Source organism: Pseudoflavitalea sp. G-6-1-2, assembly GCF_012927185.1.
GTDB lineage: Bacteria > Bacteroidota > Bacteroidia > Chitinophagales > Chitinophagaceae > Pseudobacter.
The window spans coordinates 2,197,033-2,211,408 of sequence record NZ_JABBGB010000001.1 but is presented as its reverse complement, the minus strand read 5'-3'; the positions used below and the strand labels follow the sequence as shown (position 1 = coordinate 2,211,408).

Below are 14,376 nucleotides of genomic sequence, written 5' to 3'. Positions count from 1 at the left end.
TAAAGGTTAAGTAGCCACAATTTACCCTTTTTCCCCAATGAATTAACCAGGTCTACAAACATCAGTTAGTCTAGCTGAATAAGTGCTAACTTTGCAAATCTTTTAGCGCAAAAAGTACTTTAATTACATTATATGAATCTGTTCGAACAACAAAACGCTGAATTTATCAGCCGTCATATCGGGCCCAATGAAGCTGAGACGAAACAAATGCTCGCTGTTGTAGGAGAATCCAGCCTGGAATCTCTGGTTAGCAAAACCGTTCCCTCAACCATCCGCATGAGCAAAGCGCTCAGCATCCCGCCCTCCATGAGCGAATATGAGTACCTGCAGCACATCAAGGAAGTGAGTCTGAAGAATAAGGTGTACAGGAACTATATCGGTCAGGGTTACTATGATACCATCACCCCCAGTGTGATTTTGCGTAATGTGTTTGAAAATCCAGGTTGGTACACGCAGTACACGCCATACCAGGCTGAGATCGCTCAGGGCCGTCTCGAAAGCCTGCTGAACTTCCAGACAATGGTGAGCGACCTCACAGGTCTCCCCATCGCCAATGCCTCTCTCCTCGACGAAGGCACTGCCGCTGCTGAAGCCATGACCATGTTCTTCAACGCGCTCAACAGAGATCATGATCATATCACCCGTCCTAAATTCTTTGTAGATAAAGATACTTTCCCTCAAACCATCGATGTGATTCTCACACGCGCTACCCCCGTAGGTATCGAAGTGGTTCAGGGAGATTACAGAACAGCCGACATCGACAACACGTATTTCGGTGCACTGGTACAATACCCCAACGATAAAGGATCTGTAGAAGACTATCGTCAGTTCATCAATAAAGTACATGCAGCAGAAGCCTATGTTGTAATGGCAACCGACCTGCTGGCGCTCACCCTGCTCACTCCTCCCGGAGAACTCGGAGCAGATGCAGCCTGCGGATCTGCACAACGTTTCGGCGTTCCGCTCGGATTCGGCGGACCTCACGCAGCATTCTTCGCTGTGAAAGAAGATTTCAAAAGAACCATCCCCGGCCGCATCATCGGTGTAAGCATCGACGCTCAGGGCAAACGCGCACTGCGCATGGCTTTGCAGACAAGAGAGCAACACATCAAACGCGAAAAAGCTACTTCAAATATCTGTACTGCACAGGCACTGCTGGCTAACATGGCCGCGATGTATGCAGTATATCATGGACCGGAAGGACTGAAGAATATCGCCAAGCGCGTAACCATCCTCGCCAATGCACTCAGCGAAGAACTGGCTGCTGAAGGATATGATGTGCTTCACAATAATTTCTTCGACACCGTAGCCATCAGAGTGAAAGATGCAGCCGCTATCCGCGCCAAAGCAGAAGCAGCGCAGATCAACTTCCGCTACTACAGCAATACCGAGATCGGTATCTCTGTAGACGAAACCACTTCACTCTCCGATGTGCTCGATATTCTGCTGCTGCTCGATCAGCCAAACGATCACAGTGTGGCAGGTTTCACCATCAGCGAAGATGCAGGCATCTATCATCTGCCTTCTTCACTCACACGTACATCTCCGTATCTCACACATCCGGTGTTCAACGCTCACCACAGCGAAACACAGATGATGCGTTACATCAAACAACTGGAGAACAAAGACCTTTCTCTCAATACATCCATGATCTCCCTCGGAAGCTGCACCATGAAACTGAATGCAGCCAGTGAGATGATTCCTTTGAGCTGGAGCCACTGGAGCAAAATGCATCCGTTCGCACCTAAAGATCAGACGCTGGGATATCAGCAGATCGTGGACGAACTGAGCGAGTACCTCTGCAAAATCACTGCATTCGACGCATGCAGCCTGCAACCGAACAGCGGTGCACAGGGCGAGTATGCCGGACTGTTAGTGATCCGCGAATGGCACAAAGCACGCAACGAAGCACACCGTAACGTAATGCTGATCCCTATCTCCGCACACGGTACCAACCCTGCCAGCGCAGTGATGGCCGGTATGAAAGTGGTAGTGGTGAAAGCACTCGAAAACGGATACATCGATGTAGCTGACCTCAAAGCAAAAGCAGCGCAGTACAGCAAAGAACTGGCTGGTATCATGATCACCTACCCAAGCACCTACGGTGTATACGAAGAAACCGTGAAAGAGATCACAGCAGTGATCCACGAACATGGCGGACAGGTATACATGGATGGCGCCAACATGAACGCTCAGGTGGGCCTCACCGCTCCCGGACTCATCGGCGCAGACGTTTGTCACCTCAACCTGCACAAGACCTTCGCTATCCCACACGGTGGTGGCGGTCCTGGCATGGGACCCATCTGCGTGAAAGAGCACCTCGCTCCTTTCCTGCCCGGCCACGTTGCCATCGAGAACGGTAAAGAAGCGATCCATGCAGTGAGCGCAGCACCTTACGGTTCTGCATCTATCCTGCTGATCAGCTACGCATATATCCGCATGCTGGGTAATGCCGGTGTGAAAGCATCTACTGAATACGCGATCCTCAATGCAAACTACATGCGTTCACGCCTGCAGGAGCAGTTCGAGATTCTGTATCTCGGAAGCAACGGCACTTGTGCGCATGAGTTCATCATCGATCTGCGTCCGTTCAAGAAAACAGCAGAGATCGAAGCAGAAGACGTAGCAAAACGTTTGATGGATTACGGCTTCCACGCTCCTACACTGAGCTTCCCTGTACCGGGCACCATTATGATCGAGCCAACAGAGAGCGAAGACAAGGCCGAGCTGGATCGTTTCTGCGATGCCATGCTGAGCATCCGCGAAGAGATCCGCGCTATCGAAGAAAACAAATCTGATAAGAAAGATAATCCGCTGAAGAATGCACCACACACACAACAGGTGGTGATCAGCAGCGACTGGAACCGCAACTACAGCCGCGAAACAGCAGCCTTCCCGCTGCCATACGTAGCTGAGAACAAGTTCTGGCCAAGTGTGAGCAGAGTGAACAATACGTATGGCGACAGAAACCTGATCTGCACCTGCGAACCTGTTTCTGCCTATGCTGAAGCTGAAGCGAATTAATCTTACTTCAAATAATATCGAGGGCTGACCCAAAAGGTCGGCCCTTTTTTATTTTCAGCTGAATTGTTCAGGAGCTGCCCCCGAAGTAAATGCAAAAGCCGCGCTCATAACGTTTGTTATGAACACGGCTTCACTTTTTAATACCCTTCCCAAAACGTTCAGAGAATAAGATGATTACCCGATCTGTTGATCACACAGAAAGGATATTCCTTCCCCATTGCATTCAATCGGTTCACCACTTCTTCACTGGGAGGCGTTACTGTTTTAATTTCGGTTACTCCTGACAGTTTCACCTGCGTGGCAACCGTAGACAATGCATTACTGCGGTGTGTGAGCTTTCTTAACGGAGCTCTGGTAATGGTAGTTGCAAGACCGTTTGCTTTGTACTTTTTCATGTCCCATACTTTTAGTCGATGAACGGATCTGATTCCATCATTTCACATTGGCATAATCGGACATATAGCAAGAATCCATGTTGATTTTCAGGTTGGCTGCGGGTCAGGTACCGGGGTAATAGCAGAATTGAATACAATAAAGGTAGTACAAAAGCCCACTGCATTCCGGCTATTAGCGAAAATTTTACATAAAAGAAATAATCGCCATGCATAACCATTGCAATTTTGAAACCAACATTTTTCATGATCTTTGTAGCCCCCTCTCAAACCACCCCTGCCGTGTAAAACATACGCCTATGTTCCGGGCATGCATTTTTACTCAACTCACTTAAAATACAGCGCTATGAAAAAGAGTAATGAGGAAAACAAGCAAACAACGCCACAGCAAAACCAGACAGACAAACCCATTCCGAAGTCTGCTAAGCCATCCAAGCCGGACTCCATCGAACTGCCAGACGTAGAAGACATTCCTGGTCAGGAGCATATCCGCCCGCCGAAACTCAGGGAGTTCAACGATGTTACTGCCAGTTCCGCAGGAGAAGAAGGCTCCGGTATATTCGATGACGAGGATGATGAGCTGCTGGACGACGACAGCGATGTATCTCCCGAAGAAAAAGAACTGCTCGACGAAGCCGGCGATTACGACCCCGACGACGAAGCCCTCCGCCGTGGCCGGCTCGATGAAGTGGATGATGAAGGCGATCCGCTCAACGAATCCGACGATTATGCCGGCGACGACCTCGATGTACCCGGCAGTGAAGACGATGATGCCGATGAAGCCGCCGGCTCCGAAGACGAAGCCAACAATCAATGGAGTGTAGACAAAGAGAATGAAGAAGAAGACCCCAATGCCAACTCAAACATTTGATACTGCATGCTTTCACCGGAAACAATTACCGAACGACTGCTGATAGCCATGGCCATCGGCTTTGCACTTGGCATCGAAAGAGAACACCGCGATAAATCTGCCGGTCTCCGAACGCTCATTCTCATCTGTATGGGAAGCTGCCTGTTTATGATAGTATCGCTGAGCTTAACCGGCGGCACACCCGACAGAATTGCCTCCAATATCGTTACAGGCATCGGTTTCATTGGTGCCGGTGTGATCTTCAAAAGCGAAGTAAGGGTTAATGGTATCACCACCGCAGCTGCCATCTGGGCTACAGCTGCTTTGGGCATGACGGTAGGCGCAGGTCTTTATCTGGCTTCAGTAATTGCTGCCGCCATGATGCTGCTGGTGCTGGCATTCTTTATTCGTTTTGAAACCCTGATTGCTACCATCAATAAGGAAAGGATCTACACCATCGTATGCAAATATGAACCAGGAGTGATTACCCATTACGAATCGCTGATGACACGATGCCTGCTGAAATTTGAACTGGAGAAAAGAAGCAAAACCGATGGCATGATCCAGTGCAGCTGGCGTGTACAGGGCTCGAAAAAGAATCAGGAGAAACTGGTAGAGGCATTGCTGGCAGATCCTGAAGTACGCAGATTTGAAGTGTAGAAAATACAGGGCAAAAAAAATCGCCATCCGCAAGGGATGGCGATACTATCATAGATACGGTATGCCGAAACCACCGATCGGTTAAAAGTTTCTCGTAATGCCTATTGCGAGGTCTTTGTTTCCTCCCGTCACACCTTCGATACCTTTCAGGTAGATGGTGAAACCTGTGTATCTGGCCAGGCTGATATTTTCTAATACAGCCAATACTTCGTTGGTACCTGCTTTTTTCACCTGTATTCTATAGTCGCTGGCATCGATGCTCTCAAAACTGTTGAATGCGCCGGAATTCACATTGTCTATGAGGTTGCGGCCAGATTCCATGCGTTTATCACCAAACCAAACTTCCACTTCTCCTACACCTGGTGCCAGATGCCAGAAACGGTAGTAAGCTTTGCTGTCTCCTGCGTTCTGAGGAGGAAGATCAGAGATTCTTGTTGCCCCTGCAGTACCATCTGCTTTTGAATACAATAAGAGCGTATATGCTTTGGCTGAATCGTAAGAAAGTTTAGGCAACTCTGCTACCAGGCTGTCTGCACCAGACTTTTTATAGACCACATCATATTGATTGATCTTAAAAGGCATGTACCCGTGCGGAGCGATGCCAAAATCAAGAGCAGAGGAGTTGAATTTCTGACCATTCATAAACATATCGATTGCAGGCGCAGTAGCTGCCATCTGCATGATCTTGATGTTTGTGAAAGGCTCAGGAGGGGTGTTGTTTGATTTAAGGCAACCAGTCATGATCGATGCAATCACTGCTAAACCTGCACCCCATGATGCGAATCGTTTCATTCTTTGCACGGTGTAATCTTTTAAATGAGTAATTGAAAAAACGTGGTAACTAAAATAAATAATTGTCTGTGATCTTAGCTAGACAATTTTGGGATCATTACCGTTGCATCAATCTTTTTACTCATTTGAATCCGAAACTGCTCTTCATGCGGGCATCGAGTGTTGCGCCGCTCCATGTACCCGGAACGATGATCCGGCGTATCGTGTACAGCGGGTCCTGCTGATCTCTTGGGGCATACAGCTGAAATGCAGCCACCATTCCTCTCTTTTTCAGCTCAGGGATCGCCTGAGGATTCCAGAGTCCGAAGGGATAGGCAAAGTATTGAATGCGCTTGCCCGTGATCTCTTCCAGTTGTTTGGATGGCTTCTCGATCTGTATTTTCCAGTCGTCTCCCTGATATTTTTTCACATTGTGGTGATCCCAGGTATGCGAACCGATGGCATGTCCTTCGTCGGAGAGCGTGCGAACCTGCTCTTTGCTCATGTATCGCGGTCTTCCCAACGATACCGTCATGATGAAAAATACACCTTTGAAATTGTATTTATCCAGCAATGGCTTTGCAAACGTGAACTGATCGAGGTCGGTATCATCAAAAGTAATGATCACTGGTTTCGATGGCAACGCTGCTCCCGTATTGAGGTAAGCATACAACTGATCGGGCAGAATGGTATGGTAGCCACTGTCGGCCAGCATTTTCATCTGCGCACGGAAAGATTCTTCGGGAACGATATAGTCCCTTGCTGATTTTGAATCGGTGGGTTTCCAGTCGCGCACCTGATGATAACAGAGAATGGGCACTTCCGGCTTCGCCAGTACTGATGCTGCATCCGCTACTTTAATGCCATTGATATCGGTGGCAGGCGCAGCGGGCTTCGCAGCTGATTTAGCCACTGGTGCCGGAGCCGCAGAATCTGCTGCCACAGCAGGTTTGGAGGCATCGGCTGGTTTAGCGTCTGTACTGTTGCAGGCCTGCATAATGCCGGCAGCTGCTATCACAAGGGTTAATGTGCGAAATTTCGCAACAGGGTTCAGGAGCAGGGTGTTCATAGTAGAAAAATGGTAACTGAGAAATCAAAACTTTTTTGTAAACGACGCAAGGTATAGTTTTGTTGCGATTGATAAATGAGTTTAAAAGATTATTATACAATCCTCGAGGTAACGCCCGTTGCCACACTGCAGGAGATCAAACGATCTTTCAGAAAACTTGCCCTGAAATATCATCCGGATAAGAATGATGGCGACCAGCTTTCTGCTGCCCGTTTCGTTGAAATTCAGGAAGCCTACGAGATCCTCAGCAATCCCAAACGAAGGGAAGCCTACAATTACGAAAGATGGTATGTACGCTACAAAGGCGAAGGTTATGCCAATCGTCCGCTTACACCCGATGAGCTGCTGAGCGCTTCTTCGCAGCTGAAAGAAACGGTGGCAGGCATGAATCATTTCAGGCTCGATTTCAATTCACTTTCCTACAGCATCCAGCAGCTGCTCAGCCAAACCAATATCGGCATACTGCAGCAATACAAAAATGAAGCGACCAACCGAAGCATCATTCAAAACCTGGTGCATTGTGCCGACGCACTGCCTCTTCAGCATTATTTTCCTGTTCACGATCTGCTGCTTCAGCTTGCCGGTGATGATGCTTTAATGCACGATCTGCTGCATCAGAACCTCCGTATAAAAAAGCAGCGGTCCCTGTGGGACCGCTACAAGTGGGTTGTTGTGCTATTGATCACTGCACTGCTATGCTGGCTGATGATGGCCGTTGCCGGCGAATAGCCTATCTGGATGCAGCAGGCAGAGGAATATCGCGTTTCAGCATGTCGTTTCTGTTAGCCATTTCCCATGCTGTATAGAATACCAGTTGCGCTCTTTTCGCGAGCAGCTCATAATTGATCTTGTCCGGTGTATCCGTTGGCTTGTGGTAATCTGCATGCACACCATTGAAGTAGAAAATGATGGGCACTCCCTTACGTGCGAAATTGTAGTGGTCGCTGCGGTAATAGATCTGCTCAGGATCATTGGGTGCATTGAATTTGTAATCGAGCTTCATCTTCGTATACTTCTTGTTGTTAGACTCGCTGATGATGCGGAGATCTGAGCTCAGCTTATCGTCGCCCACAACATATACGTAGTTGGCAGAATCGGCATCTTTGTGTAATGGATCGATTCTTCCGATCATATCGATGTTGAGATCGGCAGTGGTTTTTTCGAGCGGGAAGATCGGATGCTCGCTGTAGTACTGAGATCCCCAGAGACCTTTCTCTTCTCCGGATACACACATAAACACGACGGTTCTGCGTGGCCCCTTGCCTTCCGCTTTCGCTTTCACGAATGCTTCGGCCAGTTCGAGAACGCTTACTGTACCTGAACCATCATCATCTGCTCCGTAATAGATCTCGCCGGCTTTCACCCCTTCGTGATCGTAGTGGGCAGTGATGAAGAGATACTCATCTTTCTTATCCGTTCCTTCGAGTACCCCCAGCACATTGGTGCTTTCGAGACGCTCGATGGTTTTCTCGTAATTGATCACCACTTCGGATTTGTAAACTTTGGATACCGCAGTGCCTTTACCGGCTGCTGCTGTACCATCTGCATACTCCTGCTCTCCCATGATGGCTTTAGCCACTTTATCGGAGACCATGAAAACATTCGGACCCGCACTTGCTTTATATGGATTCAGGTACATCTGCGGACGCTGAGCGCCTGCACGCACTTTATCGTTCACCATCAGAACAGCAACGGCTCCGTTCTTTTTGGCATTGGCAATCGGGTTTGTACCGGCATTGTTGCTGCCCTGATAACGTACCGCACCGCTTTTTCCTCCGCTGATCAGAACGATCTTTCCGTGTACATCGATGCCTTTGTAACTGTCGTGGTTCTCGTCTGTGAGGCCATCCCCTACAAACACCACTTCGTTCAGAAACATGGTGGATGCGTAGCTGCCGTAAGTGGCAACATCGTAGAATTTAGTACCGTTCACTTCTACATAGATGTCGCCAGGCTGATCCTGATAAACCGGAAACGCCTGCTGGTAGTTGCTTCCATTGCCCGGAGCCAGTCCAAGTGCCTTGAACTGATCCTGAATGTAAGCAGCTGCCTTGCGCTGACCTTCGGTAGCCGTTTCACGGCCTGCCATGTCTGCTGATGCTACAATGTAGAGATGCTTTTTGAGGTCCGCTGCCGTGATTGTAGTGGCATACGGTTTTGGATTGGCGGGCTTTTGTGCAACCGCGGCCAGTGACATTCCTGTCATGGCAATGAGTAAGTATGATTTCATTATTCCCAATTTCTTAACGGTAAAATATGAATGACGCCCATAAATTCAGCGGGGCTATGGCTGAATGGCGAATTTGCAATGTTGAATGGTTACTCAAACTCACTTAACTCCAGCCAGCGAAGCTCTTTCTCGTCGAGCAGGGCCGCAATCTCGCCGATGCGTACACTCAGTTGCTGCAATTCATCGAAAGGCGCACTGCCGCTGTTCAGCTTCTCCGTTACCGTTTCTCTTTCTTTGGTAAGCGCTGCAATTTCTTTCTCCAGCATTTCAAACTCCCGCTTTTCTTTGAAAGACAATCGTTTTTTCTCTTCTGTTTTCGCGGCTTTCTCCTGCTTTACTTCCTGAACACGCGGAGCAGCTTCTTTCTGCTCTTCTTCTTTCTTCGATATTCTGAATTGTGTGTAGTTGCCGGGGAAGTCGCGCACTACGCCGTCTCCATCGAATACAAAAAGATGGTCTACCAGCCTGTCCATAAAATAACGGTCGTGCGACACTATCAGCAGACATCCCTGAAACTCGCTGAGGAAGTTTTCGAGTACACCGAGTGTTGGCAGATCGAGGTCGTTGGTAGGTTCGTCGAGTATCAGAAAGTTCGGATTGCGGAAGAGAATACTCAGCAGGTGCAGTCTCCTTTTCTCGCCACCACTGAGGCTCGAAATATAGGTGTACTGCTGGTCTGCGGGGAATAAGAACAGTTCGAGAAACTTCGCGGCGCTCAGCGATCCGCCACTGGCGAGCGGAAAACTCTCGGCGATATTCTTCACAAATTCAATCACGCGCATGTCTTCTTTCAGCACCAGTCCGCCTTGCGAATAATTACCGAAGATCACGGTTTCGCCGATATTGATCTTGCCGCTGTCTGCTTCTTCGATACCCTGCAGAATATTGATGAATGTACTTTTTCCTACACCATTCTTTCCTACCACACCGGCGCGTTCGCCTTTTTTGAAAGTATAGTCGAATCCTTTGAGGATCACTTTTTCGCCGTAGCTCTTGTACACTTTTTTCAGCTCAATCACTTTGCCGCCGAGGCGGTTCATTTTCAGTTGCAGCTGCAGCTGTTCTTCTTCGATGCGTTGTTTGGCTTTGGCTTCAACGATGTAGAAATTATCCTGCCGGCTCTTCGATTTGGTGGTGCGGGCCTTGGGTTGCTTGCGCATCCACTCCAGTTCTTTGCGGTAGGTATTGCGTGCTTTATCGATGCTGGCTGCATCGTTCTCCATGCGGGCTGCTTTCTTTTCGAGATAGTTTTCGTAATCGCCTTTGTAAACGAAGAGTTCGCTGCGATCGAGTTCCCAGATCTCTTCACAAACGGCATCGAGAAAATAGCGATCGTGGGTAACCAGCAGCAGCGTTATATGTTGCTGACTGAGGTAATGTTCCAGCCACTCCACCATTTCAACATCGAGGTGGTTGGTGGGCTCGTCCATGATCAGCAGCACGTGTTTATGTTCAAAGCCAATATCGATAAGGGTCTTGGCGAGGGCTACCCGCTTGCGCTGACCTCCGGAGAGTGTACCAACAGCCTGATTGAGCTGATGGATATTCAGCTTGCCGAGAATCTGCTTCACTTTGGCATCGAAATCCCAGGCGCCCATTTCGTCCATCTTCACAATAGCAGCGCTCAGTTTCTCGGGATCGCCGCTTTCGCTCACTGCTTCATATTCTTTGATGGCATTGATAACGGGGTGATTGTGATGGAAGATATTATCCAGCACCGACCATCCCTCATAGAATTCGGGCTCCTGTTCAAAGAGGGCTACGGTACATTCTTTATTGATCCAGACCGTACCCGAATCGGCGGTTTCGGCGCCGGACAGAATGCGGAGCAGGGTAGATTTTCCGCTTCCGTTGCGGGCTACCAGCGCAATTTTGTCGCCTTCTTCGATATGGAAAGATATATTCTCAAACAGGGGCTTTACGCCATAGCTTTTGGAAAGCCCTTCTACAGAAACATAATGCATGGCGCGAAGATACCTGAATCCACCGAAATGAAAGGGTTATCCACGAGGGGACAATTTTCAGGATCTATATTGTATCATTGTAGTTCCATTACACCCTTTATGAAGAGCCCCATCGTATCCTCATTGAAACTGGCCGCCATTTTTCTTGTTTTTGGCGTTGCATGGATCATCAGCTCCGATCTGATCTCCCGCCAGCTAACCCGTGATGATCTGGAGATGTATTCCATCATTCAACATTCAAAAGGACTTCTGTTTATGGTCCTGGCTGCCCTGCTGATCTACTTCGGCAGCAAAAAGATCCTCAACGAAATGGAAGCCGCCCAGGAAAAATGGGTGAATAAAAAACTGCAGGAAGAAAAAGAGAGACACCGCCTCGAACTCGCCGAAGCCGTACTGAAAGCACAGGAAAAAGAAAGGAAAAAACTGGGAGAAGAATTACATGATAACATTAATCAGCTCCTGGGTGTGGTGAAACTCTATGTGCAGCATGCCATGGTGAACAAAGCCATGCAGGATGAACTGCTCGAAAAATGCTCAGAATATATCCGCCAGGTAATCGAAGAAATAAGACTGCTCAGCCGCTCACTGCTCCCTCCTGCCCTCCATGAAAACGGATTGCTCACCAGCCTCGACCAACTGGTGAACGTGATGCGCGAAGTGAATGCCATCGGCATCGAACTGAAAAATGAAGGGCTTGCAGATGAAGGCCTTCCCGAACCCGTACAGCTGATGCTTTACCGTATTGTGCAGGAACAGCTCAACAATGTGCTGAAACATGCCAAAGCCAATCATGTGCTGATACATCTCAAACAACAGAAAACAGATGTGCAGCTCACGATCACAGACAATGGCAAAGGATTTGATCCGCGTACCAATATCCCCGGAATGGGATTGATGAATATCCGCAGCAGACTACAGCAGGTGAATGGCAGAATGCAACTGACATCGTCGCCGGACAAAGGCTGCTCGCTCAATGTATCTTTTCATTTGTAATACTTATGTACGGATGGCTTATCGCATACTGGTTGCTTTTCGGATTGCTTCACAGCCTGCTCGCTGCTGAAGGAGTTAAACGATGGTTCAGCCGGTTGATGGGTAATCACTTTCGTTATTACAGACTATACTATTCGCTTTTGTCTTTTATGTTGCTGGGCGGCATTTTGTTTTATCAATACAATCAACCAGACATATCACTCTTCGTCATCCCGCTCTGGCTGCGCATTCCGGCATGGCTGTTGCTGATTGCAGCGATTGCCATCATGAGCATCTGCATCCGTAAATACTTCTTTCATCTCAGCGGTATCGATGTGTTGTTTCCTGCAAAGCAGCAATCAGACAAACTCGAAACCGGAGGACTTAACCGCTACGTGCGTCATCCCTTGTACAGCGGAACCATACTGCTGGTGATCTGTCTCTTTGTATTGTTTCCCACAGGTGGCAATCTGGTGGATGCTTCGATGATCATTCTCTACACCTGTATCGGAACGTTATTCGAAGAAAAAAAGCTCCGCCGGATTTTCGGCGAAGCTTACAAAGAGTATCAGCAGCGGGTTCCCATGCTGCTGCCATATTTTACGCGAAAGATCAGGAATTGATATTGTAATAAGACAATACCTTTTTCAGATCTTCCATGGTTTTGCATTTCAGCTTTTCTTTTTTGATGTACTCGGTCAGTTCGTCTTTTTTGTCTGAGAGAAAATCGATGAGGAATTCCTTATCCTTCTTCCACTCTTTGATGATGCCATCTTTGTAGAGATAGATCATTTCAACAGAAAAATATTCCTGCTCCTTGCCTGCACTTCCCATGGTTTGGATATTCATCAGGCGTTTCTTTGTGTATACCAGCAATTGTGCTTTCCCATTCATCCTGCGTTCGTAATAAGTTTCTTCATTGAATTTATCAATGGGCGGATAGCCACTTACGATGGTATATTCACGAATGCCTTTGTCCGACGAATCGCGCAGCAATATTTCCCGGATAAGGCCGGAAGGCGCTACCAGTTCTTCTTTATTGGCATTCTGATAGTGAATGGTATTGTTAACACAGTTGAGCCGGATGGATACACGTTCGAAACTGCGGTTATCCTTTAATGTTACCTGCGAATAAGCCCAGTCCTGAATAAAGAAGGGAGTTCCTTTAACGAGGTCGCTTTTCCATTCATCCATGGCACGCCGGCCGGAAACATCAGAAAGGAAAATGGTGGGAGGCAGCACTATTTTCGGGCCACCCATACTGCCCACCCCAAAGCTCTGCGCCTGCAGCAGGCCGGGAACACCAACCATCAGCAGGCAGAAAATTAAACGAGTCATATGTAGGATTTTCAGGTTTTATCACTGTATGAAATGTACACAAAATTTATGGCATTTGCCAGAGGGCTGATGCACTGCTCATACATATTGCAGCAATTATTCAACAAACTGCGGGAATACCTGTATCAACCGATCAGAGAGGTGCAGTGAGTTTGTAGCACCAGCGGAACAGTTTACCCTGAAAATCAAATGGAGTGGTGGCTTTGGTGATGTCCCTGATCTCAGCCGCCTGTATGTTTTCCTGGTCCAGCACAAAGCGTCGGTAATTGGTACTGAAATAGATAATGCCGCCGGGACTCAGGGCTTTCAGAGTTTTATTGAGCAATGTCACATGATCTGCCTGAATATCCAGAAAATCTTTCATGCGTTTGCTGTTGCTGAAAGTCGGCGGGTCCAGTATCACCAGATCGAATGAATTTGGAGGAAGCGTATCGAGATACTGCAATACATCGGCATGTACGTACTGATGTTTCTTTTCGTCGAACAAATTATTGAGCTGCAGGTTTTCTTCCGCCCATTTCAGATAGGTTTTGGAAAGATCTACGGAAGTTACGGACGCCGCTTTACCTGCGGCAGCATATACAGAGAATGAACCGGTATAGCAGAAAAGATTGAGCACTCTTTTGCCTTCGGAAATATCACGGACCAGCCCGCGCGTAATGCGGTGATCGAGAAAGAGACCGGTATCGAGATAATCGGAGAGATTTACTTTGAAGTCCAGCCCTGCTTCTTTAGCAGTGAAGAAATTGCCTGAAGTATCCACCCGTTGATACTGCCCCAGTCTGCCTGCCTTGCGCTGACGCTGTTTGATGTATACGTTCTCAGATGGGAGTTGCAGAATTTCGCTGATGATTGTTATGCAGTCTTCGAGCCACTGCTCATGCTCTTCTTCGGTGAGGGAATGTCTGCGTTTATATTCGGCAAGATAGATCTGGTTCTCGTAGATCTCTATGCAGAAGGGAAATTCAGGCAGATCGTGATCATACACTCTGTAACAAGTGATATGCTGACGAACTGCCTGTTTGTGAATATGTTTGAACACTTTCACCAACCTGTTGCGGAACATTTCGAATTTTTCTGGAACCATGCCGCAAAAGTAGGAAATG

13 protein-coding genes are annotated in these 14,376 nt (G+C 48.0%); 6 read left to right on the top strand and 7 right to left on the bottom strand.

Annotation, left to right across the window (positions count from 1 at the left end):
- Positions 1-132 precede the first annotated feature (132 nt).
- Positions 133-3,024 carry an aminomethyl-transferring glycine dehydrogenase gene (gcvP, locus tag HHL16_RS09255; protein ID WP_169424835.1) on the top strand — a complete coding sequence of 964 codons (2,892 nt, stop codon included), beginning with the start codon at positions 133-135 and terminating at the stop codon, positions 3,022-3,024.
- A 158-nt stretch (positions 3,025-3,182) separates the two neighbouring features.
- Here the strand turns inward: gcvP and HHL16_RS09250 are convergent, their stop codons facing one another.
- The gene (locus HHL16_RS09250) at positions 3,183-3,419 is read right to left on the bottom strand and encodes a hypothetical protein (RefSeq protein WP_169424834.1); all 237 of its coding nucleotides are present in this window, start codon (positions 3,417-3,419) and stop codon (positions 3,183-3,185) included.
- A 343-nt stretch (positions 3,420-3,762) separates the two neighbouring features.
- On the opposite strand from HHL16_RS09250, the gene HHL16_RS09245 reads away from it, so the two are divergent.
- Positions 3,763-4,287, top strand: coding sequence for a hypothetical protein (locus tag HHL16_RS09245; protein ID WP_169424833.1), 525 nt, complete (start codon positions 3,763-3,765; stop codon positions 4,285-4,287).
- Between the two features lie 6 nt (positions 4,288-4,293).
- Complete coding sequence (locus HHL16_RS09240) at positions 4,294-4,926, top strand: MgtC/SapB family protein (RefSeq protein WP_169424832.1); 633 nt, start codon at positions 4,294-4,296, stop codon at positions 4,924-4,926.
- Between the two features lie 81 nt (positions 4,927-5,007).
- Here HHL16_RS09240 and HHL16_RS09235 read toward each other — a convergent pair whose 3' ends face one another.
- Together HHL16_RS09235 and HHL16_RS09230 are read right to left on the bottom strand one after the other, a co-directional pair.
- Positions 5,008-5,718: a DUF4397 domain-containing protein gene (locus HHL16_RS09235; RefSeq protein WP_169424831.1), complete on the bottom strand. Its 711-nt coding sequence runs from the start codon at positions 5,716-5,718 to the stop codon at positions 5,008-5,010.
- A 121-nt stretch (positions 5,719-5,839) separates the two neighbouring features.
- Entirely contained in the window at positions 5,840-6,766 is a 927-nt protein-coding gene (locus HHL16_RS09230; RefSeq protein WP_206022309.1) for a polysaccharide deacetylase family protein, read from the bottom strand.
- A gap of 75 nt (positions 6,767-6,841) precedes the next feature.
- Here HHL16_RS09230 and HHL16_RS09225 point away from each other — a divergent pair, with 75 nt between their 5' ends.
- A complete protein-coding gene (locus HHL16_RS09225) occupies positions 6,842-7,495 on the top strand; it encodes a J domain-containing protein (protein WP_169424830.1) in 654 nt (217 codons plus the stop codon).
- Position 7,496: 1 nt separating this feature from the next.
- Here the strand turns inward: HHL16_RS09225 and HHL16_RS09220 are convergent, their stop codons facing one another.
- Positions 7,497-8,996 carry a M28 family peptidase gene (locus HHL16_RS09220; RefSeq protein WP_169424829.1) on the bottom strand — a complete coding sequence of 500 codons (1,500 nt, stop codon included), beginning with the start codon at positions 8,994-8,996 and terminating at the stop codon, positions 7,497-7,499.
- Positions 8,997-9,085: 89 nt separating this feature from the next.
- The gene (locus HHL16_RS09215) at positions 9,086-10,960 is read right to left on the bottom strand and encodes an ABC-F family ATP-binding cassette domain-containing protein (protein ID WP_169424828.1); all 1,875 of its coding nucleotides are present in this window, start codon (positions 10,958-10,960) and stop codon (positions 9,086-9,088) included.
- Positions 10,961-11,059: 99 nt separating this feature from the next.
- On the opposite strand from HHL16_RS09215, the gene HHL16_RS09210 reads away from it, so the two are divergent.
- Positions 11,060-11,953 carry an ATP-binding protein gene (locus HHL16_RS09210; protein WP_169424827.1) on the top strand — a complete coding sequence of 298 codons (894 nt, stop codon included), beginning with the start codon at positions 11,060-11,062 and terminating at the stop codon, positions 11,951-11,953.
- 5 nt (positions 11,954-11,958) lie between these two features.
- Entirely contained in the window at positions 11,959-12,555 is a 597-nt protein-coding gene (locus HHL16_RS09205; RefSeq protein ID WP_169424826.1) for an isoprenylcysteine carboxylmethyltransferase family protein, read from the top strand.
- Here the strand turns inward: HHL16_RS09205 and HHL16_RS09200 are convergent.
- Positions 12,545-13,270 carry a hypothetical protein gene (locus HHL16_RS09200; protein ID WP_169424825.1) on the bottom strand — a complete coding sequence of 242 codons (726 nt, stop codon included), beginning with the start codon at positions 13,268-13,270 and terminating at the stop codon, positions 12,545-12,547. The genes HHL16_RS09205 and HHL16_RS09200 overlap by 11 nt on opposite strands.
- A gap of 133 nt (positions 13,271-13,403) precedes the next feature.
- Positions 13,404-14,357: a class I SAM-dependent methyltransferase gene (locus HHL16_RS09195; protein ID WP_169424824.1), complete on the bottom strand. Its 954-nt coding sequence runs from the start codon at positions 14,355-14,357 to the stop codon at positions 13,404-13,406.
- Between the last annotated feature and the right edge of the window lie 19 nt (positions 14,358-14,376).